The 24310-nt window shown below is 57.1% G+C and carries 23 protein-coding genes; 13 read left to right on the forward strand and 10 right to left on the reverse strand.

What is annotated here, in order from left to right; genetic code table 11:
* The first annotated feature begins 125 nt into the window (after window positions 1-125).
* Window positions 126-824: an envelope stress response regulator transcription factor CpxR gene (gene cpxR, locus ACMGGM_RS12915; protein WP_006179159.1), complete on the forward strand. Its 699-nt coding sequence runs from the start codon at window positions 126-128 to the stop codon at window positions 822-824.
* Complete coding sequence (cpxA, locus tag ACMGGM_RS12920) at window positions 821-2194, forward strand: envelope stress sensor histidine kinase CpxA (RefSeq protein ID WP_014885717.1); 1374 nt, start codon at window positions 821-823, stop codon at window positions 2192-2194. Before cpxR ends, cpxA begins: the two co-directional genes overlap by 4 nt.
* Before the next feature lie 53 nt (window positions 2195-2247).
* Here the strand turns inward: cpxA and yiiM are convergent, their stop codons facing one another.
* Entirely contained in the window at window positions 2248-2922 is a 675-nt protein-coding gene (gene yiiM / locus ACMGGM_RS12925) for a 6-hydroxyaminopurine reductase (protein ID WP_014885718.1), read from the reverse strand.
* A gap of 71 nt (window positions 2923-2993) precedes the next feature.
* Window positions 2994-3614, reverse strand: a complete 621-nt coding sequence (sodA, locus tag ACMGGM_RS12930) for a superoxide dismutase [Mn] (protein ID WP_004203668.1) — start codon at window positions 3612-3614, stop codon at window positions 2994-2996.
* 289 nt (window positions 3615-3903) lie between these two features.
* Here sodA and rhaT point away from each other — a divergent pair, with 289 nt between their 5' ends.
* Window positions 3904-4938, forward strand: a complete 1035-nt coding sequence (rhaT, locus tag ACMGGM_RS12935; RefSeq protein ID WP_014885719.1) for an L-rhamnose/proton symporter RhaT — start codon at window positions 3904-3906, stop codon at window positions 4936-4938.
* Here the strand turns inward: rhaT and rhaR are convergent, their stop codons facing one another.
* On the reverse strand, window positions 4939-5787 hold the full coding sequence (rhaR, locus tag ACMGGM_RS12940) for an HTH-type transcriptional activator RhaR (protein WP_023331609.1): 849 nt from the start codon (window positions 5785-5787) through the stop codon (window positions 4939-4941).
* Window positions 5788-5859: 72 nt separating this feature from the next.
* Window positions 5860-6693 (reverse strand): HTH-type transcriptional activator RhaS, encoded by an 834-nt coding sequence (rhaS, locus tag ACMGGM_RS12945; RefSeq protein ID WP_063433883.1) that lies wholly within the window; start codon window positions 6691-6693, stop codon window positions 5860-5862.
* 301 nt (window positions 6694-6994) lie between these two features.
* Here rhaS and rhaB point away from each other — a divergent pair, with 301 nt between their 5' ends.
* From rhaB to rhaM, 4 genes are all read left to right on the forward strand, one after another.
* Window positions 6995-8464, forward strand: coding sequence for a rhamnulokinase (gene rhaB / locus ACMGGM_RS12950; protein WP_087529296.1), 1470 nt, complete (start codon window positions 6995-6997; stop codon window positions 8462-8464).
* Window positions 8461-9720, forward strand: coding sequence for an L-rhamnose isomerase (gene rhaA / locus ACMGGM_RS12955; RefSeq protein WP_047625590.1), 1260 nt, complete (start codon window positions 8461-8463; stop codon window positions 9718-9720). The genes rhaB and rhaA overlap by 4 nt, the downstream gene beginning before the upstream one ends.
* 72 nt (window positions 9721-9792) lie before the next feature.
* Window positions 9793-10623, forward strand: a complete 831-nt coding sequence (gene rhaD, locus ACMGGM_RS12960) for a rhamnulose-1-phosphate aldolase (protein ID WP_045281584.1) — start codon at window positions 9793-9795, stop codon at window positions 10621-10623.
* Between the two features lie 27 nt (window positions 10624-10650).
* The gene (gene rhaM, locus ACMGGM_RS12965; RefSeq protein WP_014885726.1) at window positions 10651-10965 is read left to right on the forward strand and encodes an L-rhamnose mutarotase; all 315 of its coding nucleotides are present in this window, start codon (window positions 10651-10653) and stop codon (window positions 10963-10965) included.
* On the opposite strand, the gene ACMGGM_RS12970 is transcribed toward rhaM, so the two are convergent.
* The 4 genes from ACMGGM_RS12970 to ACMGGM_RS12985 all read right to left on the reverse strand — a co-directional run bounded on the left by ACMGGM_RS12970 (window position 10953) and on the right by ACMGGM_RS12985 (window position 16063).
* A complete protein-coding gene (locus ACMGGM_RS12970) occupies window positions 10953-12230 on the reverse strand; it encodes an MFS transporter (protein WP_048996402.1) in 1278 nt (425 codons plus the stop codon). The genes rhaM and ACMGGM_RS12970 overlap by 13 nt on opposite strands.
* A 44-nt stretch (window positions 12231-12274) precedes the next feature.
* On the reverse strand, window positions 12275-14398 hold the full coding sequence (locus ACMGGM_RS12975; protein ID WP_063433884.1) for an alpha-galactosidase: 2124 nt from the start codon (window positions 14396-14398) through the stop codon (window positions 12275-12277).
* A 103-nt stretch (window positions 14399-14501) separates the two neighbouring features.
* On the reverse strand, window positions 14502-15497 hold the full coding sequence (locus ACMGGM_RS12980) for a LacI family DNA-binding transcriptional regulator (protein WP_063433885.1): 996 nt from the start codon (window positions 15495-15497) through the stop codon (window positions 14502-14504).
* Window positions 15498-15514: 17 nt separating this feature from the next.
* Window positions 15515-16063 carry a helix-turn-helix domain-containing protein gene (locus ACMGGM_RS12985; RefSeq protein WP_014885730.1) on the reverse strand — a complete coding sequence of 183 codons (549 nt, stop codon included), beginning with the start codon at window positions 16061-16063 and terminating at the stop codon, window positions 15515-15517.
* A gap of 104 nt (window positions 16064-16167) precedes the next feature.
* On the opposite strand from ACMGGM_RS12985, the gene ACMGGM_RS12990 reads away from it, so the two are divergent.
* Window positions 16168-16827: an AzlC family ABC transporter permease gene (locus ACMGGM_RS12990; protein WP_063433886.1), complete on the forward strand. Its 660-nt coding sequence runs from the start codon at window positions 16168-16170 to the stop codon at window positions 16825-16827.
* The gene (locus ACMGGM_RS12995) at window positions 16827-17150 is read left to right on the forward strand and encodes an AzlD domain-containing protein (protein ID WP_032635181.1); all 324 of its coding nucleotides are present in this window, start codon (window positions 16827-16829) and stop codon (window positions 17148-17150) included. Before ACMGGM_RS12990 ends, ACMGGM_RS12995 begins: the two co-directional genes overlap by 1 nt.
* Before the next feature lie 40 nt (window positions 17151-17190).
* On the opposite strand, the gene ACMGGM_RS13000 is transcribed toward ACMGGM_RS12995, so the two are convergent.
* Both ACMGGM_RS13000 and fdhD read right to left on the reverse strand, forming a co-directional pair.
* Window positions 17191-17403 (reverse strand): DUF1471 domain-containing protein, encoded by a 213-nt coding sequence (locus tag ACMGGM_RS13000; RefSeq protein ID WP_014885733.1) that lies wholly within the window; start codon window positions 17401-17403, stop codon window positions 17191-17193.
* 114 nt (window positions 17404-17517) lie between these two features.
* The gene (gene fdhD / locus ACMGGM_RS13005) at window positions 17518-18354 is read right to left on the reverse strand and encodes a formate dehydrogenase accessory sulfurtransferase FdhD (protein WP_063433887.1); all 837 of its coding nucleotides are present in this window, start codon (window positions 18352-18354) and stop codon (window positions 17518-17520) included.
* Between the two features lie 371 nt (window positions 18355-18725).
* Between fdhD and fdnG the strand changes: the two genes are divergently transcribed.
* The 4 genes from fdnG to fdhE are packed head-to-tail and all read left to right on the forward strand — an operon-like array spanning window position 18726 to window position 24249.
* A complete protein-coding gene (fdnG, locus tag ACMGGM_RS13010) occupies window positions 18726-21776 on the forward strand; it encodes a formate dehydrogenase-N subunit alpha (protein ID WP_086527813.1) in 3051 nt (1016 codons plus the stop codon).
* 12 nt (window positions 21777-21788) lie between these two features.
* Window positions 21789-22691: a formate dehydrogenase subunit beta gene (gene fdxH, locus ACMGGM_RS13015; RefSeq protein ID WP_008501831.1), complete on the forward strand. Its 903-nt coding sequence runs from the start codon at window positions 21789-21791 to the stop codon at window positions 22689-22691.
* Complete coding sequence (gene fdoI, locus ACMGGM_RS13020) at window positions 22688-23323, forward strand: formate dehydrogenase cytochrome b556 subunit (RefSeq protein WP_008501832.1); 636 nt, start codon at window positions 22688-22690, stop codon at window positions 23321-23323. Before fdxH ends, fdoI begins: the two co-directional genes overlap by 4 nt.
* Entirely contained in the window at window positions 23320-24249 is a 930-nt protein-coding gene (gene fdhE / locus ACMGGM_RS13025; RefSeq protein ID WP_014885738.1) for a formate dehydrogenase accessory protein FdhE, read from the forward strand. The genes fdoI and fdhE overlap by 4 nt, the downstream gene beginning before the upstream one ends.
* Window positions 24250-24310: the final 61 nt, after the last annotated feature.

Here is a 24310-nt window from a genome sequence, read left to right on the forward strand (position 1 = left end):
CGCGATTCAACGAGAGACAGTCTACGATTCAGGCTGCAAACATGCGTCAGGGGGTGTAAAACAACGTAAAGTCATGGATTAGATAGCCTTGATGTCGTAATTTCTGCCTCGGAGGTATTTAAACAATGAATAAAATCCTGTTAGTTGATGATGACCGAGAGCTCACATCCCTTTTAAAGGAGTTGCTCGACATGGAAGGTTTCAACGTCCTGGTTGCCCATGATGGCGAGCAGGCGCTGAGTCTCCTTGACGACAGCATCGATTTACTTTTGCTCGACGTCATGATGCCGAAGAAAAACGGTATTGATACGCTGAAAGAGCTTCGCCAGACACACCAGACCCCCGTTATCATGCTGACCGCCCGCGGCAGCGAACTTGACCGCGTTCTCGGCCTTGAGCTGGGTGCGGATGACTATTTACCGAAACCGTTCAACGATCGTGAACTGGTGGCCCGTATTCGCGCTATCCTGCGCCGTTCCCACTGGAGCGAGCAGCAGCAGAATACCGACAACAGCTCACCCACGCTGGAAGTGGACTCCCTGAGCCTGAACCCAGGTCGTCAGGAAGCGAGCTTCGACGGTCAGACCCTGGAGTTGACCGGCACAGAGTTCACCCTGCTTTATCTGCTGGCGCAGCACCTCGGCCAGGTGGTATCGCGTGAACACCTGAGTCAGGAAGTGCTGGGCAAACGTCTTACCCCGTTTGACCGCGCCATCGACATGCACATCTCTAACCTGCGCCGCAAGCTGCCGGAGCGTAAAGACGGTCACCCATGGTTTAAAACCCTGCGTGGTCGCGGCTATCTGATGGTTTCCGCTTCATGATAGGCAGCTTAACCGCCCGCATCTTTGCCATCTTCTGGCTGACGCTGGCCCTGGTTTTAATGCTCGTGTTGATGTTGCCAAAACTCGACTCACGCCAGATGACGGAGCTTCTTGACAGCGAGCAACGTCAGGGCGTGATGATCGAGCAGCATGTTGAAGCGGAGCTGGCAAACGATCCGCCGAACGATTTGATGTGGTGGCGCAGGCTGTTTCGCGCTATCGACAAGTGGGCGCCGCCCGGGCAACGCCTTTTGCTGGTCACCAGCGAAGGCCGCGTCATTGGGGCCGATCGCAATGAAATGCAGATTATCCGTAACTTTATTGGCCAGGCGGATAATGCCGATCACCCACAGAAAAAGAAATATGGTCGGGTAGAGATGGTGGGTCCTTTCTCGGTACGGGATGGGGAAGACAATTACCAGCTCTATTTGATTCGCCCTGCGAGCAGTTCCCAGTCCGATTTCATCAACCTGCTGTTTGACCGTCCGCTCCTGCTGCTGATTGTTACCATGCTGGTCAGCTCGCCGCTGCTGTTATGGCTGGCGTGGAGTCTGGCAAAACCCGCACGTAAGCTGAAAAACGCCGCCGATGAAGTGGCGCAGGGTAACCTGCGACAACACCCTGAGCTGGAAGCGGGGCCACAGGAATTCCTTGCCGCCGGGACCAGTTTTAACCAGATGGTCAGCGCGCTCGATCGAATGATGACCGCACAGCAGCGTCTGCTATCGGACATCTCGCACGAGCTGCGCACCCCGCTTACGCGTTTGCAGCTTGGCACCGCGCTGTTGCGCCGCCGCAGTGGGGAAAGTAAAGAGCTGGAACGTATTGAAACGGAAGCTCACCGCCTGGACAGCATGATTAATGACCTGCTGGTGATGTCACGCAACCAGCAGAAAAACGCGCTGGTCAGCGAAACGGTGAAAGCCAATCACCTGTGGCATGAGGTGCTGGACAACGCGGCGTTCGAAGCGGAACAGATGGGCAAATCGTTCACCGTCAACTTCCCGCCGGGTCCATGGCCGCTGTACGGCAACCCCAACACGCTGGAAAGCGCGCTGGAGAATATTGTGCGTAACGCTCTGCGCTACTCGCATACCAAGATTGAGGTGGCGTTCTCGGTAGATAAAGACGGGATCACCGTTATCGTGGATGACGACGGTCCTGGCGTCAGCCCTGAAGATCGGGAGCAGATTTTCCGTCCGTTCTACCGTACTGACGAAGCGCGCGACCGTGAATCCGGCGGTACAGGTTTGGGTCTGGCAATTGTTGAAACCGCCATGCAACAGCATCGCGGCTGGGTGAAAGCTGACGACAGCCCGCTGGGCGGGTTGCGGTTAACGCTGTGGCTGCCGTTGTATAAGCGTTCATAACTGTATGTGCCGGGTGGCGGCTTCGCCTTACCCGGCCTACTTTCTGCGGAGCACTATTTTCCCCACAATCTCCGCGAATTATCTTCGATCTTGTTGCTTAACCGCCGCTTCTGCATTGTTCTGGTCCAGCTGGTCGATAACCCCGCCGCAGACAGCAACCGATGATATTGTTCATCATCAAACGGCATATGCCAGGCGATGGCGCAGGCGTCATACACCGACACGTCGCTCAGGCGCGAAGCCAGCTCAAGCGGCGCATCCGCCGAAACCTGCCCGGCCAGCACCACACGGTACAGCCAGCCGGTTTTACCCGCGCTTTGCAGCTGGGCCGACATATCCTGAATGCCGAAGTGGTAGTTGAGCTTGAAGCACGGCGAGCGAGGCTGCGTCACCTGAATCAGGGCGTCGCCCCAGCGATAAATATCGCCGATAAACACGTTCTTTTCCGTCAGCCCTTCCGTCGAGAGATTCTCACCAAATGCAGGCGCGACGAAGAGGTCCGCCTGGTCAGGAAATTCGGTTTTCCAGTGCTGATAGTGCTCGCGAGGATAGTGACACAGCGCGCGATCCGGCCCGCCGTGGATTTTCTTTTCGGCCTGCTCATCGCCTGCCAGCCCAAGGTCGGTTAAGGTCAGTTCACCGTCAACCTGCACTTTCGCGATGGCGCTCGGGCGGCTGCCGTCGTACTCCCTTACCTTGCCTGTAAACACATTCACCGGGTAATGCATCGCTGCCTCCATTACGCAGATACAAAAAAAGCGAGTCATCAGACTCGCTTCTCACAGGCGTCAATGCAACCTTATTTTTTAGCGGCGAAACGCGCTGCTGCTTCGTCCCAGTTCACCACATCCCAGAACGCTTTGATGTAGTCAGGGCGACGGTTCTGGAACTTCAGGTAGTAAGCGTGTTCCCACACGTCCAGACCCAGGATCGGGAAGCCGGATGCGCCAGAGATCGCTTCACCCATCAGCGGGGAGTCCTGGTTAGCAGTGGAAACCACCGCCAGTTTGTCACCTTTCAGAACCAACCACGCCCAGCCAGAGCCGAAACGGGTTGCAGCGGCTTTTTCGAATTCCGCTTTGAAGTTGTCAACGGAGCCGAAGTCGCGCTCGATAGCCGCTTTCAGGTCGCCCTGCAGGGTGGTACCGGTTTTCAGGCCTTTCCAGAACAGGCTGTGGTTAGCGTGGCCGCCCGCGTTGTTACGCAGAACGGTTTTCTTGTCCGCTGGCAGCTGGTCCAGTTTAGTGATCAGTTCTTCAGCAGACAGGTTAGCGAACTCTGGCAGGCTTTCCAGCGCAGCATTCGCGTTGTTCACATAGGTCTGGTGGTGTTTAGTGTGATGGATTTCCATCGTCTGCTTGTCGAAATGCGGTTCCAGTGCGTCGTAGGCATACGGCAGGGATGGCAGTGTATAACTCATAATCCTCTCCATTATTGTCGGGCGGCACAGCTGTTAATGCCGCGTAAGCAGTTGGTTCATTATAGTTAATTAAATGATATTGAAAATGATTATCAATGCCGTAGTTTTTGTAAGGTCATTCCTTTTCTGATGAAGCGTGAAAATGTGAATCTGCTCACGCGCTTAACGCGTTGATTGCCATTTAAAACCAAAGTGCGGCAGCCTCCCGAAGGTGGTCGTTCTGCTTAATTTTTACACTCATCGGGTCGGTGGGATGCCATTGACCGATAAAAACGATGAGGACGTAAACATGAATCATGCGATTACGATGGGTATTTTCTGGCATTTGATAGGTGCGGCCAGTGCAGCCTGCTTCTATGCTCCGTTTAAAAAAGTCAGGCAGTGGTCATGGGAAACCATGTGGTCGGTTGGCGGTGTGGTCTCCTGGATCCTGCTTCCCTGGGCCATCAGCGCCATGCTACTCCCGGATTTCTGGGGCTACTTCTCCTCTTTTAACGCCTCCACTCTGCTGCCGGTGTTTCTGTTTGGTGCCATGTGGGGCATCGGCAATATTAACTACGGCCTCACCATGCGCTATCTCGGCATGTCGATGGGGATCGGCATCGCGATTGGCATCACGCTGATTGTCGGCACTCTGATGACGCCCATCCTCAACGGTAACCTCGACGTGTTACTGAATACCGAAGGCGGCAGAATGACGCTGCTGGGCGTGCTGGTAGCGGTTATTGGCGTCGGAATAGTGACCCGCGCGGGCCAGTTGAAAGAGCGCAAGATGGGCATTAAAGCCGAGGACTTTAACCTGAAAAAGGGTCTGCTGCTGGCGGTAATGTGCGGCATCTTCTCCGCCGGAATGTCGTTTGCCATGAACGCCGCCAAACCGATGCACGAGGCGGCCGCCGCGCTGGGCGTCGACCCGCTGTACGTGGCGCTGCCCAGCTACGTGGTGATCATGGGCGGCGGCGCACTGGTTAACCTCGGCTATTGCGTAATTCGTCTGGCAAAAGTTGAGAGTTTGTCGCTAAAAGCCGACTTCTCACTGGCAAAACGGGTCATCATCACCAACGTACTGCTTTCGGCGCTCGGCGGACTGATGTGGTACCTGCAATTCTTTTTCTACGCCTGGGGACACGCCAGCATCCCGGCACAATATGACTATATGAGCTGGATGCTGCACATGAGCTTCTACGTGCTGTGCGGCGGACTGGTGGGTCTCATCTTGAGGGAGTGGAACAATGCCGGACGCCGACCGGTGGGCGTTCTGAGCCTGGGCTGCGTGGTGATTATCATTGCGGCCAACATTGTCGGCCTCGGTATGGCGAACTGATTACGCCGCCCTGCGACTGTGATGACGCCATTGCACCGGCGTCATCCCTACCTCGCGATTAAAGACCACCGAAAAGTAGTTACTGTCCTCAAAGCCGCAGCGCATTGCCACGTCACTGACCATGAACTCTGTATGCTGGAGCAAATACTGGGCGTGGCAAATGCGCAGCTGGCGCAAATAGTGATTTACCGTCATGCCAGTCTGGGTACGGAACTGCTGACGCAGGGCACGTTCGCTGCACTGCTCCTGCTCGCAGAACTTTTCCAGAACAAAGCTTTTATTCAGGCTGGCCGCCAGCGTGGCAATCAGCTTATCGAGCAGGGTCTCCTGCTGCGTGGCGGAGGGGTTATCCGTCTCGTAGCGATGCCGTTTAAGCATCATCACCAGCTGTGCGAAGAGGATCTCCGCCATCGGGTTAGCCAGCGGATCGATTTTATAGCTCTCCTGTTCAAGGAGGGAAATGGCCTGACGGATGGCAGTCATGCCGCTGCTGCTTAAACGCCAGTGCGGCGAGCCTTTCGCACCGTTGAAGCCGGGAATGCATGCTGCCCAGTCAACGTTAAGGCTGAGCCGATCGGGGCAGTAGATAACGTTCTGTAAAACAAGGTCATTCACCGAGGCGTAGGCGTGTTTATCTTCGGCACGAATGTAAAACAGATCCCCCCGGGTAATCCGGTAAGGCCGATCGTTGAGAATGTGCAGACCGTTGCCGCGCCACACCAGCACCAGCTCATAAAATTCGTGCGTGTGTTCAGCAAAGACGTTTTGCGGATAGCGATCCGCCACCGCAACAGCTTGTTCAGCGGAGGCAAAAAAGTCATCTTTGCGAAGAATTAACGGTGCGGCCACATCACCACCTCAACGGCGAAAACCTGACATTATTACCCGCTTTACGGCAGCAAAACGTTGACTGGGCTCGCGTTACTGTAGTGAGGTGTCCCTCCCCTGGCGAATATCACGCGGAGACCAGCTGAACTCCCGACGAAACAGCGTCGAAAAGTGGTTACTGTCGCCGAAACCGCAGCGATAAGCGATATCCGTGACGCTTTCATCACTGTGGCGCAGCAGGTGGCGCGCTTTTATCAGCCGCAGTCGGTTAAGGTAACGCTGGGGCGTCTGCCCGGTTCGCTGCTTAAGCTGGCGGTGCAGGGTGCGCAGGGAGAGTGAAAAATGACTCGCCAGCATTTCCCAGCAGATATCCTCGGCAAAATGTTCCTCCAGCCAGGCCATCAGCTGGTTCAGGCGAGCTTCGCTGCTATCCCCCTCCACCGGGTTACTGCGGCGCAACGCCACCAGCAGCTGCATAAACAACATCTCGCGCGTGGCGAGCGCATGCATCTCCTGTCCGTCCTGACTCTGCTCCATCTGGAGCAAAATCTGGCGAACCTGCTGCAGCGTGGCCTGATTCACGCGCCAGTGCGACGGATAATGTCCTTCCTTCTCCTGCGGCAGTAGCTGATGAAGCCCCGCGAGAAACTGGAATGCGTCCGGGGATCGATAGAGCACGTTCGTCAGGCACAGGTTGTCGGTATGCTCATACAGATGCCGATCGTGGTCGCGCACAAAGCAGACGGTGCCGCCGCTGATGGTGTAGGGCTGACCGTTAAAGACATGGATGCCCGTGCCATGCTCAACAATCACGATTTCATGAAAATCATGATGATGCTCCGGGAAAGCCGCCTGCGGCAGCCGCGGCTCTATCGCCACAGGCGAACCATCCGCCGGAAAAAAGTCCACGCTGTGCAGTATGGTCATAACGCCCCCCACCAATGAGAAATGTTCTCAAAATAGTAAATAAGGCCTCTCACCCTCACCTTAAATTTTCGACAGCAAACGCCGCAAAACCTGCCTGTTTTTCAAGAATAAGCGGGAAAGATCCGGAATTGCGGTCAACGTCACAGTGGCTGAACGGCGCGCCTTCGCGGAAAAGTGTGAACCCCCTCACGTTCATCTTTGCTTTCTTGCCAGCACGGGTTGCGGACTGTCAGTGGCGAGAAGGTGGTTTTTTCGCCCCTTTTTTACACTCAGCGCTAATGATTTCAAGAAGGATCCGACCATGACCTTTCGCCATTGTGTCGCTGTGGATTTAGGCGCATCCAGCGGCCGTGTAATGCTCGCCACCTGGGACTGCGACCAGCACACCCTTTCCCTTCGCGAGATGCATCGTTTTGCGAACTGCCTGCAAAAACAGGACGGCTTTGATACCTGGAACATTGATGAACTTGAGACGGAGATCCGTACCGGGCTCAAAAAAGTCTGCGATAGCGGGATCCTCATCGACAGCATCGGCATAGATACCTGGGGCGTCGATTATGTCTTGCTGGACAGCAGCGGCGCTCGCGTTGGCCTGCCCGTCTCCTACCGCGACAGCCGCACGGATGGCCTGATGGCGCACGCCATCGCCCGGCTCGGTAAGGATGATATCTACGGGCGCAGCGGCATACAGTTTCTGCCGTTTAACACGCTGTATCAGCTGCGCGCTCTGGTCGAGCAGCAGCCAGGGCTGGCAGCAGACGTTGCCCATGTGCTGCTGATCCCGGACTATCTGAGCTATCGCCTGACCGGCAACATGAACTGGGAATATACCAACGCCACCACCACCCAGCTGGTCAACATCAACTCGGATAACTGGGATGAGCACCTGCTGGCCTGGACGGGCGCATCCCCGGCGTGGTTCGGTACGCCGACCCATCCCGGCAACGTCATCGGCCAGTGGGTGTGCCCGCAGGGGAATGCGATCCCGGTCGTTGCCGTGGCGAGCCACGATACCGCCAGCGCGGTTATTGCCTCACCGCTTTGCGGTAAAGATGCCGCCTATCTCTCTTCCGGCACCTGGTCGCTGATGGGCTTTGAAAGCAAAACGCCTTACGTCAGCGAGGAGGCAATGGCCGCAAATATCACCAACGAAGGCGGGGCCGAAGGGCGCTATCGGGTGTTAAAGAACATTATGGGGTTGTGGCTGCTCCAGCGGGTGCTTAAGGAGCAGAAAATTACCGATCTGCCCGGGCTTATCGCCGACACCGAAAAGCGCAAAGCCTGTACGTTCCTGATTCATCCCAATGACGATCGCTTTATCAATCCGGCGCACATGAGCACCGAGATCCAGGCCGCCTGCCGCGAAGCCGGACAGCCTGTACCATCAAGCCCGGCCGAACTGGCGCGCTGTATTTTTGACAGCCTTGCCCTGCTTTATGCGGATGTGCTGAGCGAGCTGGTCAGCCTTCGCGGCAGACCGTTCGACACGCTGCATATTGTTGGCGGCGGTTGCCAGAACGCGCTGTTAAACCAGCTTTGTGCCGATGCCTGCGGCATCACCGTGGTGGCGGGCCCGGTCGAGGCCTCCACGCTCGGCAATATCGGCATTCAGCTGATGACCCTTGACGAACTGGCCAGCGTGGACGATTTCCGCTCGGTAGTCACCGCCAGCGGCAGCCTGACCACGTTCCTTCCCGATCCCTGCCATGAAATTGCCCGCTACCGGGAGCAGTTTCAGCAAAACCGACTGACTAAGGAGCTTTGCGCATGACCACTCAACTTGAACAAGCCTGGAACCTGGCTAAACAGCGTTTCGCCGCCGTCGGCGTGGATGTCGAAGCGGCACTGCGTCAGCTCGACCGTCTGCCGGTCTCCATGCATTGCTGGCAGGGCGATGACGTCGCCGGCTTCGAAAACCCAGGCGGTTCCCTGACGGGGGGTATTCAGGCAACCGGTAACTATCCCGGAAAAGCGCGCAACGCGACCGAACTGCGCGCCGATCTGACGCTGGCGCTCAGCCTGATACCCGGTCCGAAGCGCCTGAACCTGCACGCGATTTATCTGGAATCCGACGAGCCGGTCGCGCGTAATGAAATCCAGCCGAAACACTTTAAAAACTGGGTGGCGTGGGCAAAAGCCAACGGTCTGGGCCTGGACTTCAACCCGTCCTGCTTCTCGCACCCGCTCAGCGCTGACGGCTTTACCCTTGCTCACGCCAACGATGAAATCCGTCAGTTCTGGATCGACCACGTGAAGGCCTGCCGCCGCGTTTCAGCCTGGTTTGGTGAACAGCTTGGTACCCCGTCGGTGATGAATATCTGGATCCCGGACGGCATGAAGGACGTCACCATTGACCGCCTCGCCCCGCGCCAGCGCCTGCTGGCTGCACTGGATGAAGCCATTAGCGAGAAGCTTAACCCGGCGCACCATATTGATGCCGTGGAGAGCAAGCTGTTCGGCATTGGCGCGGAGAGTTATACCGTCGGCTCGAACGAGTTCTATATGGGTTACGCCACCAGCCGCCAGACTGCCCTGTGTCTGGATGCCGGGCACTTCCACCCGACGGAGGTCATCTCCGACAAAATCTCTGCCGCCATGCTCTACGTGCCGCGCCTGCTGCTGCACGTCAGCCGTCCGGTGCGCTGGGACAGCGACCATGTGGTGTTGCTGGATGACGAAACGCAGGCCATTGCCAGCGAGATCGTTCGCCACGACCTGTTCGACCGCGTTCATATTGGCCTCGACTTCTTTGACGCCTCCATCAACCGCATCGCGGCGTGGGTTATCGGCACCCGCAACATGAAGAAAGCGCTGCTTCGTGCCCTGCTGGAGCCCACTGAAGCACTGAAACAGCTGGAGCAGGAAGGTGACTACACGGCCCGCCTGGCGCTGCTGGAAGAGCAGAAATCGCTGCCGTGGCAGGCCGTGTGGGAAATGTACTGTCAGCGCAACGACGTACCAACAGGCAGCCAGTGGCTGGAGAACGTGCGGGCGTATGAGAAAGACGTGTTGAGCACACGCGGGTGATTCAACCCTCCCCGCATTATAAGTAGGCCGGGTAAGCATAGCGCCACCCGGCATTTTCAAAGGAACCACAGTATGCAGACCATCACCCATTCCTGGTTCGTCCAGGGCATGATTAAAGCCACCTCTGACGCCTGGTTGAAAGGGTGGGATGAGCGTAACGGCGGCAACCTGACGCTGCGCCTGGACGATGCCGACATCGAGCCGTACGCCGCTGATTTCCACCAAAAACCGCGCTATATCGCCCTGAGCCAGCCGATGCCGCTGCTCGCTAACACGCCGTTTATCGTCACCGGATCCGGCAAGTTCTTTCGCAACGTCCAGCTCGACCCGCAGGCCAGTCTCGGCGTCGTGAGGGTGGACAGCGACGGCGCGGGCTACCACATTCTTTGGGGGCTCACGGACGAGGCAGTACCCACCTCTGAACTGCCAGCGCACTTCCTCTCGCACTGCCAGCGCATCAAGGCGACCCACGGTAAAGACCGCGTCATCATGCACTGCCACGCCACCAATCTGATTGCCCTGACCTACGTGCTGGAAAACAACGCCGATCTCATCACCCGCAAGCTGTGGGAAGGCAGCACCGAGTGCCTGGTGGTCTTCCCGGACGGCGTCGGCATTCTGCCGTGGATGGTGCCCGGTACCGACGAGATCGGCCAGGCAACCGCCAAAGAGATGCAAAAGCATTCTCTGGTGCTGTGGCCGTTCCACGGCGTTTTCGGCAGCGGCCCGACGCTGGATGAAACTTTCGGCCTGATCGATACCGCTGAAAAATCAGCTGAAGTGCTGGTGAAGGTCTATTCCATGGGCGGTATGAAGCAGACCATTACCCGGGAAGAGCTGATTGCACTCGGTAAACGCTTTGGCGTTACGCCGATGCAGTCGGCACTGGATTTGTACCCATAGCCGTCCGCTAAAGCGACTGGAGGCATGATGATCCGCAAAGCGTTTGTGATGCAGGTAAACCCGGACGCGCACGAGGAGTATGCGCGTCGCCATAACCCCATATGGCCCGAGCTTGAAGCGGTGCTGAAAGACCACGGCGCGCACCGCTACGCCATTTATCTCGACAAAGCACGCAACCTGCTGTTTGCGACCGTGGAGATTGAATCGGAGGAGCGCTGGCGCGCGGTAGCGAATACCGACGTTTGCCAGCGCTGGTGGGAACATATGGTCGACGTTATGCCGTCAAACCCGGATAACAGCCCGGTGAGTACGGAGCTTACCGAAGTGTTTTACCTGGACTGATGTGTTAACGCTGCTGCCCCCGAGGCGGCAGCAATCTCCTGCCTGCTGCTCAACGTAAACGCCGACACCACCGTAATTGCCAGTACGAAACAGCCCAGCATCAAATACGTCTCCTGGAAACCGATCCGGTCATACATATTTCCGGCAAAGGCAGAAAGGAAAATCGCCGCCGACTGTTTGGCAAACTGGAAGCCGATCAGATAGATAGTCGCCGACAGTCGGGTATCAAACACCCCGGTGATGTACTTAAAGGCGCCCACCAGCAGGAACGGGACTTCCAGCGCGTGCAGCATCTTCAGGGCAATCACCTCCACGGCGGTGGTAGCGAACGACGAGCCGATAATACGCGTCGCCATTATCACCCCGGCGATCAGCAGCGTATTTTTCGCGCCGATACGGTTAATGATCCACGGCGAGCAGAACATGATGATGGCGTTACAGATTTCCCCCGCAGTGGTGGCAAAGCCAAAGGCGCGAGTGCCTTCCTGCGGCGTGGCGAAGAAGGTTTTAAAGAAGGTGGCAAACTGCTGATCGAAAACGTCATACACGCAGGCAACGCCAATCACGTACAGAATGAACATCCACATTCTGCGCTGGCGGAACAGCTTAAAGACGGTTCTGGCAGTGATCTGCGGCTGGTTGGCTCCCAGGGCGTTCATCACCTGCGCCGTCTGGTTGGGCTTCGGCTTCGCGACCACCAGCAGCATCATCAACAGCAATGCGGCCCCTGACCCCATCCAGAATACATACGACGGATCGATGCCGAACAGGATGCCGCCCGTAGACGCGCATAGCCCCCAGCCGAGACAGCCGAACATGCGCGCCTTGCCGTATTCGAAGAAGCTGTTGCGGCTCACGCGTTCGATGTAGGCCTCGATTGCGCCCGATCCCGCCGAGAAGACAAAACCGATATATAACCCGCCGCTCAACGCCCCCAGCCAGATACTGGTTTTCAGCAGGGGCGCGAAGACGTACAGGAAGAACGGTGCGAACAGGAATAACAGCACCGAGATTATCCACAGCAGGTGTTTTTTCAGCCCCAGCTTGTCCGAAATCACCCCCAGCACCGGCTGGAACGCAATGGCCGACAGCGAGATGCAGGAGAAAACAATCCCGGTATGGGTTTTATTCAGGCCGATGATATCCGACAGCCAGATCGGCAGGAACGGAAAACAGGTGGCCATGATGAAGAAGTAGAGAAAGAAGAACAGCCCGAAGATCCAGAAATTTGGGTTGTCTTTGTGGGTACAGGTTGTTGTATTCATTATTTTTATCCTCAACGGAGGGCCAGTTTCCCGGCCCATCACCTTTACACGCGTTCCACGCCAATCAGAATGGCGGTTTCCGGATCGAGAATCGGCAGCGCAATGCCCGCCTGCATCAGCCACTCACCGCTCACCGTTTGCGGTGTTTCCATCCACGCCGGCAGCTTGCGCATGGTGTGCCCGCCTTCGCCCGTAATTTGAATATTCGGGTGATCGAGCAGCGCGACGCGGTACTGCGCGCTGGCCTCCAGCCCCGGCATGCGCAGCGGCATCATCAGGCTGTAATCCGGCATCGCGAGCTGGCTGACCATAAATAGCCCCTGCGCCTTGTCTTCGCTCACAATCCCCTGCGCCAGCGTGGTGGCGTCCGGCATATCAATCCGCCATTGGGTGCCGTGGTGGATCACCTCTCGCCACTGCTTGTGCAGCGCGGCGTAATGTCGATACCCCTCGCGCTCCTGCGCGTCCACGGTGAGCGGATCCAGCTCCAGCCCCATATGGCCAAACAGCGCCGTCAGGCCGCGAAATTCAATGCTGTGCTGGCGGAAGGTGGCGTGGCATTTATGATGACCGATATGCGCCCCCATCACCTCCGGCGGGAAAAAATAGCTCATGCCACGCTGGATGGTGCTGCGCTCCAGTGCGTCGTTGTTGTCGGACGCCCAGAAGCGATGGCTCCGGCTCAGCACTTCGTAATCAATGCGCCCGCCGCCGGAAGAGCAGGATTCGAATTCAATATGCGGGAAGCGCTCGCCCAGCACGTCCAGCAGCCGGTAAAACTGACGGGTCTGGGCGTCGGCGGCAGCTTTACCGTTGTGTCCCGGCTGCACCAGCTCGCGGTTCATGTCCCATTTCACGTAGTCGATCGCATGCTCGCCCAGCAGCCAGCTCATGCGTTCCACAAGATAATCAAAGGCCTGCGGAATGTTGAGGTTGAGCACCAGCTGATGACGCCCGGTCGCCTGGGCATAGCCCGGCAGCGCCAGCACCCAGTCAGGATGCGCGCGATACAGATCGGAGTCCGGGTTGATCATCTCCGGCTCAACCCAGATGCCAAACTCCATGCCGAGCCGTTTGACGTGGTCAATCACCGGCGTCAGGCCATTCGGATATTTTTTCTCATCCAGATACCAGTCGCCCAGCGCGGCGTGGTCGTCATTGCGGCCTTTGAACCAGCCGTCGTCAATAATAAAGCGCTCCACGCCCAGCGTGGCGGCCTCGTCGGCCATGCGCATGATGTAATCCGGATCGTGGTTGAAGTAGATCCCCTCCCAGGTATTGAGGTGTACCGGACGCGGTTTATTTTCCGGGAAGCGGATGACGTTGTCGCGCAGGTAGCGATGGAAAGACTGGCTCATGCCGTTCAGGCCCCGCGGGGAGTAGCTGGCATACAGGCGCGGTGTCCAGAGCGTATCGCCCTCTTCAATCGCCATTTCTCCCGACAGGTAGAGCGCTTCGGCCTGAATATAACGGCGACCGTCGGTTTTCGCTTCCGCGCGCAGGCGATGGTTCCCGCTCCAGCCCAGATGCACGCCCCAGACGTCACCCTGCATTTCGCTGAACGACGGCGTACCGGCTATCAGTGCAGGAAAGTGTTCGTGGGAGGTTTTACCCCGGCGGTTTTCAATCACAACGCTGTCGTGCTCAAGGTTTACGCGGTGCGGCTGGAACTCTCTGATCCAGCGTCCGTGGAAGGCCATCACCTCCCGGGCGCGCTCGGCCACCGGCAGCGTGACGGCAAAGCGGTCAACCTGCCAGGGACGTGCTTTCAGGTTCGTTAAACCGTGACGAACCACCAGCACGCCGCTGTCGTCCAGCACCAGCTCGCTGGTCAGACGCAGGCCCGCATAGTCATCTTCAGCGGTAATCGTCAGGGTGTTTAATTCCTGCTGTACCCGCGTAGTTCTGAATACCGGGGAACCGTCCAGCCCCTGTCGGTGCCCCTCAATACCCGGCGAGCCAAACAGGCCATGCCCGAGTTCAGCCATCAGCGTAACCGGAGAATCGACATCCAGCCTACCGTTAGCAACGGGCCGGGAAAGGGTTTCAGCATTTTGCGGCGAAAAGTACTGAAGATGCGGCCCCCAGTAAATAATTTCGGCGAACGGGCGCGTTTTTATCACCACATCTACCGTCGCGCTTTCAAGTCGTAAAATAGAATCTTGCATCAGACATCTCCTGTCATGGGATGCCTTGAGTTTTGATCCGAAACGTTTCGGATATAAACCAAAACGTTTCGGATTTGTGATCAGGTTTAGAAAATGGAGATATTCAGGCCGTCTGGCCGGGGGAGAATTCCGGTTGCCAGAGCACCTGAAGCTGCGCAATATCGTCGCCGTTAATTAGCCGGCGGACCATGTCGGCAATCTGTTTTCCGACACCCTGACGGGTGGACTGGATCACCGACGCCACGTCGGTATCGACGATACTGTCCTGCGGCAGTCCGTCGTAGACCACCAGCGACACGGCGTTGTCGCCGGATAAACGCCCCAGCTGTTCGAGCGCCATCGCCGCCCCGTCGCCGTGGGTGTTGCAGTCAGTAATGATCGCCGTGGGCGGTTGCGGCAGGGCAAGCAGTTCTTTCGTGGTGGCATATCCCACGCGGCGCGACGGCGGCATGGCGCGCAGCCATTCGCTGGAAAGCCCGGCTTCCCGCAGAGCGTCCAGATAGCCCTGACGGCGCTGGGTGATAAATGCCTGATTATTGCTTTCGCCGAGCAGCGCAATACGCTGATGGCCTTTCTCAATCAGCCAGCGGGTAGCATTGTACGTACCGGCATAGTTATCGAAATCAAACCACGCGTAAGGCAGCGGCAGCTGGCTGCGCCCAAGCGCCAGGAAAGGAAACCCGGCGGCCTGCAGCTGCTCAAGCCGCGGATCGCGATCCAGCGTATGCGCCACAATCAGCGCGTCGACGCGCCGGCTCTGTACCATGCGCATATAGCTGTGCTTATCCGCCAGATCGTCATCGGCAATGAGCAGTAAGTCGATCTCATGTCGCGCCAGTTCGTGGCTAATTTCGCCGACCATGTCCATAAATACACTGTTATTGAGCGGAACAGGATGGACGGGAAACACCAGCCCGACCGCGTCAATTTTGCCCATCTTCAGGCGGCGGGCGAAGGTGTTAGGTCGGTAACCACGGCGCTGAGCCTCGGCTTCCACGCGGGCGCGCGTCTCAGCAGAGACGTCGTCATAGCCGTTGAGGGCGCGGCTGACGGTCGTAATGGAGAGTCCCAGCTCTTTGGCAATGGCTTTAAGCGACATGATTTTCCGTATCTACGTTAATTTTGTTCCGCCACCAGCAACGCATGCGTGTCTGGCTCCAGCGCCTTAAAAATGTGCGGCTGGTCGGCGGGGTAACAGATGTAATCCCCGGCGGCGAGCTCTTCTGCCGCATCCAGCAGGCCGACCAGGGCCCTTCCCTGCATGACGATAATATGTTCTACCGAGCCAGGCGAGTGCGGCTGAGAAATGCGGTCTGCCCCCGGCTGGGTCATCAGGAGATAGACATCCCGTCGCGCGCCTGGCGGGCACGCCGCCAGCAGTATGGCTTCATAGTTTGCCTGTCCGGCAACCACTTTCGTTCCTTCACCACGGCGGATCACCTGCGTGCTCGGCAACTGCGGCTCCAGCAAACGGGCGAAGGGAATATCCAACGCCACGCAGAGTGACCACAGCGTCTCCAGGCTGGGGTTGCCGTTGCCGGATTCCAGCTGGGAAAGCGTGGATTTAGCGATCCCGGCACGGCGGGCAATTTCCGCCAGTGAAAGCCCGGTTCGCAGGCGTTCTCGCACCAGGCTTTTGGCGATTACGCTAATTGGCTGCGTCATATAACGGCCCTTTTTGTTCTATAAATCGAACGAATCGTTCGTCTTGAAAAACAGTTCTGTTGCGTTCATTATAATGGATACACGTTCGATATGGCTAAAATTGTATGAAGCATCATCTCTCCTGCCTGAAAGGCGACACGATAAAAGCAATCATCCTGGTTTGCCTCGCGGTCGGCGTGGTCGGGATGTCTTACGGCTCACTGGCGATGGCCTACGGTTTCCCGCTTTGGGTGCCGTTTGTTCTCTCGCTCACCGTCCTCGCGGGCGCATCGGAATTTATGTTTATCGGCATTGTGGCCAGCGGCGGTAACCCTCTGGCGGCGGCGGCAGCCGGTTTGCTGGTCAACGCACGCCATGTACCGTTTGGCGTGACGGTGCGTGAACTGGTAGGCAAGCGCGGCCTGAGCCTGTTGGGCTGCCACATTATGAATGACGAAAGCGTGGTGTTTGGCCTGTCGCAAAAAACGCCCGAGCAGCGTAAGGCGGCGTACTGGTTATGTGGTTTAGGCGTGGCAATTATCTGGCCGGTGGGCGCCTTGTTGGGCGCCATGGTCGGTAAGCTGCTCCCGGCTCCGGAAACCATCGGGCTGGATGCGGTATTTCCGGCCATTCTGCTGGCGTTAGTGGTTCCCGCGTTTAAAAACCGTACCACGCTAATCCGCGCCTGTAGCGGTGCCGTGCTATCCCTGGCTGCCGTACCGTTTGCCCCGGTGGGATTACCGGTGATGCTCTCTTTACTCGGTCTCGCTGCGAGGAAAAAATAATGGGAAATATGACGATTTTTATTCTCGGCATCGCCATTTTGTCTGCGGGAACCTATTTGATGCGTCTCGGCGGAGCAAAACTCGGCAACCGGCTGGCACTCTCTGAACGATCTCAGGCGCTGCTGTCAGATGCGGCAACGGTGTTGCTGTTTTCTGTGGCACTGGCGACCACATTTTATGAAGGGGAACATTTCGCCGGGATGGCGCGCGTGCTGGGCGTGGCGTTTGCGGTATTTCTGGCGTGGCGAAAAATGCCATTGATTGTGGTGATCATCGCGGCGGCAGTAGTGACGGCGCTACTGCGCGTGGCGGGCATAAACTAAAAAAGCGCCCCGGGGGCGCTCTTTCGACGGTGTGACTGGCTTATTTATTCAGTTCAGCAGTCATGTGTACGCGGTTACCCGTGAATGCCTGGGTAATTTTGTAGGATGATGCACCCGCTTCCTGAGCCTGTGCCGCGATTTTAGCTTCTGCACCGTCAATGGTAGAGGCGGTTGCGGTCACAGTCTGTGCAGCGAAAGAACCGAAAGAAGCAGCCAGAGCGATTACAGCGACAAAAGTTTTGATGCTTTTCATGATATAAACCCTTTCGTTAAGTTGTTTTGGTAAGGCACCGTGCCTTGATGAGATAAATACTAGACCTCATCCCGAACAACTAAAAGCGGAAGGTTTTGCCTGAAACATTCAAAATTATTGATCAACTATTAATCGCTGCGGATGGGTATAGATTGTTGCCCTTCCCGGCTTGCAGAACCCGACCAGCGTCAGGTTGCAGCGCTCCGCCACTTCCACCGCCAGCGTTGTGGCCGCCGATACCGCAAACAGGATTTCCACACCGCACATTGCGGACTTTTGCACCATCTCATAACTTGCACGGCTGGAAACGAGCGCCGCGCCCTGTTGCCAGACCTCGCTTTCTCGCGCCCGGCGTCCCAGCAGCTTATCCAGCGCGACATGGCGACCCACGTCTTCATGCCCTCCGGCAATATCGCCCGACGGCAACACCCACGCCGCCGCATGCGTACAACCGCTTAACTGGCCGATGGGCTGTACGTCGTTGAGATGCTCAAGCGCATGATCAAGGTGTGCCGGATTGAAGGTCTGGGTAAACGGCAATGGCGCAACGGGCTTGCCGATATCATTGAGCTGCTCAACGCCACACACGCCGCAGCCGGTGCGTCCGGCCAGCGCGCGGCGGCGCTCTTTCAACCCCATAAAGCGACGGCTGGAGAGTTCGATTTGCACTTCAAGACCGTTACACGCCTTCACCACGTCCATCCCGTAGATCTCCTGCGGATGCGCAATAATGCCTTCCGAGAGAGAAAAGCCAATGGCGAACAGGTCGAGATCTTTCGGCGAAGCCATCATCACCACATGCGAAATACCGTTGTAAACAAGCGCAACAGGCACTTCTTCCGCCAGCAAATCGGGCGTGGCGTGGGTAATGTGGGGCGGTCTGCGTACCGACAGTTCCACAATGCCTGCAGGCAGTGGCGACGAGTGGGTAGCACGGTTTTGTTTAGACACAGCGGTATTCCTGAACAACCACGGAGGTGAGCCTGCTATTGCAGCATAAACAACAGGCCTTACGCATAGTATGGATCAACTTTTCGACAATCATTCTCCTACTCATTTAGAAGGGGTGCAACCCGGCCAGCGCTACACCACTTTAACATGCAGAAGCAATAGCGTGATCTGTATCACACTTTATAATCAACATGGTGATAATACGTTCACTTTGTATTAACGCCATTAGAACAGGTGTACCGACATTGTGGTATTCTGATGATATCCCTCGGAGAAATGAGGGATTAACGCAAATTTTTTCCTTTGCGGTCATTCTTCAACCGCGAAGTCAAAACTACATATGTAAGCAATGTCGAAACAAGGAGTGACCCATGCAGGTCAGCAGAAGGCAGTTCTTTAAGATCTGCGCTGGCGGTATGGCAGGCACAACGGCAGCAGCACTGGGCTTTGCGCCCGGCGTCGCGCTGGCGGAAACGCGGCAGTATAAACTGCTGCGCACCCGTGAAACCCGTAATACCTGTACGTACTGCTCTGTCGGTTGCGGGCTGTTAATGTATAGCCTCGGCGACGGTGCTAAAAACGCCAAAGCGTCTATTTTCCATATCGAAGGTGACCCGGATCACCCGGTCAACCGCGGCGCGCTGTGTCCGAAAGGGGCCGGTCTGGTGGACTTTATCCACTCTGAAAGCCGCCTGAAGTTCCCTGAATATCGTGCGCCTGGCTCCGACAAATGGCAGCAAATCAGTTGGGAAGAGGCGTTTGACCGCATCGCTAAACATATTAAAGAAGACCGTGATGCGAACTTCATTGAGAAGAACGCCGACGGCGTGACGGTCAACCGCTGGCTCTCCACCGGGATGCTGTGTGCTTCAGCGTCCAGTAATGAAACCGGCTATTTAACCCAGAAATTTACGCGCGCACTCGGTATGCTCGCGGTCGACAACCAGGCGCGTGTCTGACACGGACCAACGGTAGCAAGTCTTGCTCCAACATTTGGTCGCGGTGCGATGACCAACCACTGGGTCGACATCAAGAACGCCAACCTTATTGTGGTGATGGGCGGTAACGCCGCTGAAGCGCACCCTGTCGGGTTCCGCTGGGCGATGGAAGCCAAAATCCACAACGGTGCGAAACTGATTGTGATCGATCCCCGCTTCACGCGTACAGCGTCAGTGGCGGATTTCTACACCCCTATTCGTTCAGGTACTGACATCACTTTCCTGTCAGGCGTATTGCTGTACCTGATGACCAACGAAAAATACAACCGCGAATACACCGAAGCCTATACCAACGCCAGCCTGATCGTGCGTGAGGATTACCACTTCGAAGATGGCCTGTTCAGCGGTTACGACGCCGAAAAACGCAAGTACGACAAAACCAGCTGGAACTACGAGCTGGATGAGAAAGGCTTTGCGAAACGCGATACCACCCTGCAACACCCGCGCTGCGTGTGGAACCTGCTGAAAGAGCACGTCTCCCGCTATACGCCGGAGGTGGTCGAAAACATCTGTGGTACGCCGAAGGCGGACTTCCTGAAGGTGTGCGAGCTGATCGCCGAAACCAGCGCGAAAGATAAAACCGCGTCGTTCCTCTACGCCCTCGGCTGGACGCAACACTCCATCGGTGCGCAGAACATCCGTACCATGGCGATGGTTCAGCTCCTGCTCGGCAACATGGGCATGGCAGGCGGCGGCGTGAACGCCCTGCGCGGTCACTCCAACATTCAGGGTCTGACCGACCTTGGCCTGCTGTCTCAAAGCCTGACAGGTTATATGAACCTGCCAAGCGAGAAACAAACCGACCTGCAAACCTACCTGACGGCCAGCACGCCAAAACCGCTGCTCGAAGGCCAGGTGAACTACTGGGGCAACTATCCGAAGTTCTTCGTCTCGCTGATGAAAGCCTTCTACGGCGACAAGGCGACGGCGGAAAACAGCTGGGGCTTTGACTGGCTGCCGAAGTGGGACAAAGGCTACGACGTGCTTCAGTACTTCGAGATGATGCATCAGGGTCAGGTCAACGGCTATATCTGCCAGGGCTTTAACCCGGTGGCCTCGTTCCCGAACAAGAACAAGGTTGTTGAGTCCCTGTCGAAACTGAAGTTCCTGGTGACGATTGACCCGCTCAATACTGAAACCTCGACCTTCTGGCAGAACCACGGCGAATCGAACGACGTCGATCCGTCGAAGATTCAGACCGAAGTGTTCCGTCTGCCATCCACCTGCTTCGCGGAAGAGAACGGGTCTATTGTCAACTCCGGCCGCTGGCTGCAGTGGCACTGGAAAGGTGCGGACGCCCCGGGCATCGCCATGAACGACGGCGAGATCCTGGCCGGTATTTTCTTACGCCTGCGCAAGATGTACGCGGCTGAAGGTGGCGCGAACCCGGAACCGGTGTTGAACATGACCTGGAACTACTCGACGCCTGAAAATCCTGCGCCGGAAGAAGTGGCGATGGAGAGCAACGGTAAGGCGCTGGCGGATGTTATCGACCCGACCACCGGCACCGTGCTGGCGAAGAAAGGCGATCAGCTCAGTACCTTCGCCCATCTGCGCGATGACGGTACAACGTCAAGCGGCTGTTGGATCTTCGCTGGTAGCTGGACGCCGAAAGGCAACCAGATGGCCAACCGCGACAACGCCGACCCGTCGGGCCTTGGCAATACGCTGGGCTGGGCGTGGGCGTGGCCGCTTAACCGTCGCATCCTCTATAACCGTGCCTCCGCTGACCCGCAGGGCAACCCGTGGGATCCGAAGCGTCAGCTTCTGAAGTGGGACGGCGCGAAATGGGGCGGCGTGGATATTCCGGACTACAGCACTGCCGCACCAGGCAGCGATGTCGGACCGTTTATCATGCAGCCTGAAGGGATGGGACGTCTGTTTGCCATTGATAAGATGGCAGAAGGGCCGTTCCCGGAACACTACGAGCCGTTTGAGACGCCGCTGGGCACTAACCCGCTGCACCCGAACGTGGTCTCTAACCCGGCAGCGCGTATCTTCAAGGGCGACTTTGAAGCGCTGGGTAAAAAAGACAAGTTCCCGTACGTGGGCACCACCTATCGTCTGACCGAGCACTTCCACTACTGGACCAAGCACGCGCTGCTTAACGCCATCGCGCAGCCGGAGCAGTTTGTGGAGATCGGCGAGAAGCTGGCGAACAAGCTCGGCATCGCTCATGGCGATACCGTGAAGGTCTCCTCTAACCGCGGCTACATTAAAGCCAAGGCGGTGGTGACCAAGCGTATTCGCACGCTGAACGTTCATGGTCAGCAGGTGGATACCATCGGTATCCCAATTCACTGGGGCTATGAGGGCGTGGCGAAAAAAGGGTTCATTGCGAACACCCTGACGCCGTTCGTCGGTGATGCGAACACGCAGACGCCGGAATTTAAGGCCTTCCTCGTGAACGTGGAAAAGGTGTAACGGAGACGACTTATGGCTTATCAATCTCAAGACATTATCCGTCGTTCCGCGACTAACGGTTTCACGCCCGCGCCTCAGGCGCGGGACCACCAGCAGGAAGTGGCGAAACTTATCGACGTGACCACCTGTATCGGCTGTAAAGCCTGTCAGGTGGCCTGCTCTGAGTGGAACGATCTGCGTGACGAAGTGGGTCACAACGTTGGGGTGTACGACAACCCTGCGGACCTGACCGCCAAGTCCTGGACGGTGATGCGTTTCTCGGAAGTGGAGCAGAACGACAAACTGGAATGGCTTATCCGCAAAGATGGCTGTATGCACTGCGCGGATCCGGGCTGCCTGAAGGCATGTCCGTCAGAAGGGGCTATCATTCAGTATGCCAACGGCATCGTCGACTTCCAGTCCGAGCAGTGCATCGGCTGCGGCTACTGCATTGCGGGCTGTCCGTTCGACGTACCGCGCCTGAACCCGGAAGACAACCGCGTCTACAAATGCACGCTGTGCGTTGACCGCGTCACTGTCGGCCAGGAGCCCGCGTGCGTGAAGACCTGCCCAACCGGCGCTATCCACTTTGGATCTAAAGAGGATATGAAAACGCTGGCGGCAGAGCGCGTGGGCGAGCTGAAAACCCGTGGTTACGACAATGCGGGCCTGTACGATCCGGCCGGTGTTGGTGGTACGCATGTGATGTATGTGCTGCACCATGCCGACAAGCCGAATCTGTATCACGGCCTGCCGGAGAACCCGGAAATCAGCGCCACCGTTAAGTTCTGGAAAGGCATCTGGAAACCGCTGGCCGCGGTAGGTTTTGCTGCCACCTTCGCAGCGAGCATCTTCCACTACGTCGGCGTCGGTCCGAACCGTGCGGAAGAGGAAGACGACAACCTGCATGAAGAGAAAGACGAGGTGCGCAAATGAGAAAACGTGACACCATCGTGCGCTACACCGCGCCGGAACGCATCAACCACTGGGTCACCGCCTTCTGCTTCATGCTGGCGGCGATAAGCGGGCTGGGGTTCTTCTTCCCCTCCTTCAACTGGCTGATGCAGATCATGGGGACACCACAACTGGCGCGTATACTGCACCCGTTTGTTGGCGTCATCATGTTCGCGTCGTTCATCATCATGTTTTTCCGCTACTGGCACCATAACCTAATCAATCGGGATGATATCTTTTGGGCGAAGAATATTCGTAAGATCGTCGTCAACGAGGAAGTAGGTGATACCGGGCGTTATAACTTCGGTCAGAAATGCGTATTCTGGGCGGCGATTATCTTCCTGGTCCTGTTGCTGGTCAGCGGCGTGATCATCTGGCGTCCGTATTTTGCGCCTGCTTTCTCAATCCCGGTGATCCGATTCGCGCTGATGCTGCATTCATTTGCCGCAGTGGCGCTAATTGTGGTTATCATGGTGCATATTTACGCCGCCCTCTGGGTGAAAGGCACCATTACCGCGATGGTGGAAGGCTGGGTAACCAGTACGTGGGCGAAGAAACATCACCCGCGCTGGTACCGTGAAGTCCGCCAGAAACAGGAAAAGTCATCTGAATGAGTATTCGCATAATCCCGCAAGATGAGCTGGGGTCGAGCGAGAAACGTACGGCGGAGTATATTCCGCCGTTGTTATTCCCCAGACTCAAGAACCTCTACAACCGCCGCGCAGAGCGTCTGCGCGAGCTGGCAGAGAACAACCCGCTGGGCGATTTTCTGCGTTTTGCTGCGCTTGTCGCCCACGCGCAGGAAGTGGTGCTGTACGACCACCCACTGCAAATGGACCTGACTGCGCGCATCAAAGAAGCCAATGAGCAGGGCAAGCCGCCGCTGGATATTCACGTCCTGCCGCGCGACAAGCACTGGCACAAGCTGCTGCATTCGCTGATTGCCGAGCTAAAGCCCGAAATGAGCGGTACTGCGCTGGCGGTCATTGAGAACCTGGAAAAAGCGTCCGAACAGGAGTTGGAAGAGATGGCGAGTGCGCTGTTTGCTTCCGACTTCTCGCTGGTCAGCAGTGATAAAGCGCCGTTTATCTGGGCGGCACTGTCGCTCTACTGGGCGCAGATGGCAAGCCTGATCCCCGGCAAAGCCCGCGCCGAGTACGGTGAAGCGCGCCAGTTCTGCCCGGTGTGCGGTTCCATGCCGGTCTCCAGTATGGTACAGATTGGCACCACCCAGGGGCTGCGCTACCTGCACTGCAACCTGTGCGAAACCGAATGGCACGTCGTGCGCGTGAAGTGCAGCAACTGCGAGCAGACCCGCGATCTCAACTACTGGTCGCTGGAAAATGAAGAAGCGGCAGTGAAAGCTGAAAGCTGCGGCGACTGTGGGACCTACCTGAAGATTCTGTATCAGGAAAAAGACCCGAAAGTCGAAGCGGTAGCCGACGATCTCGCCTCGCTGATTCTGGATGCCAAAATGGAGCAGGAGGGCTTCGCCCGCAGCTCAATCAACCCGTTCCTGTTCCCGGGTGAAGGGGAGTAATCTCCCGCAACCGTGCCGGGCGGCGCAAGCTTGCCCGGCCAGTCATACCCGCTTTAATCCG

Source organism: Enterobacter sp. BNK-14 (genome assembly GCF_047456095.1).
GTDB lineage: Bacteria > Pseudomonadota > Gammaproteobacteria > Enterobacterales > Enterobacteriaceae > Enterobacter > Enterobacter kobei.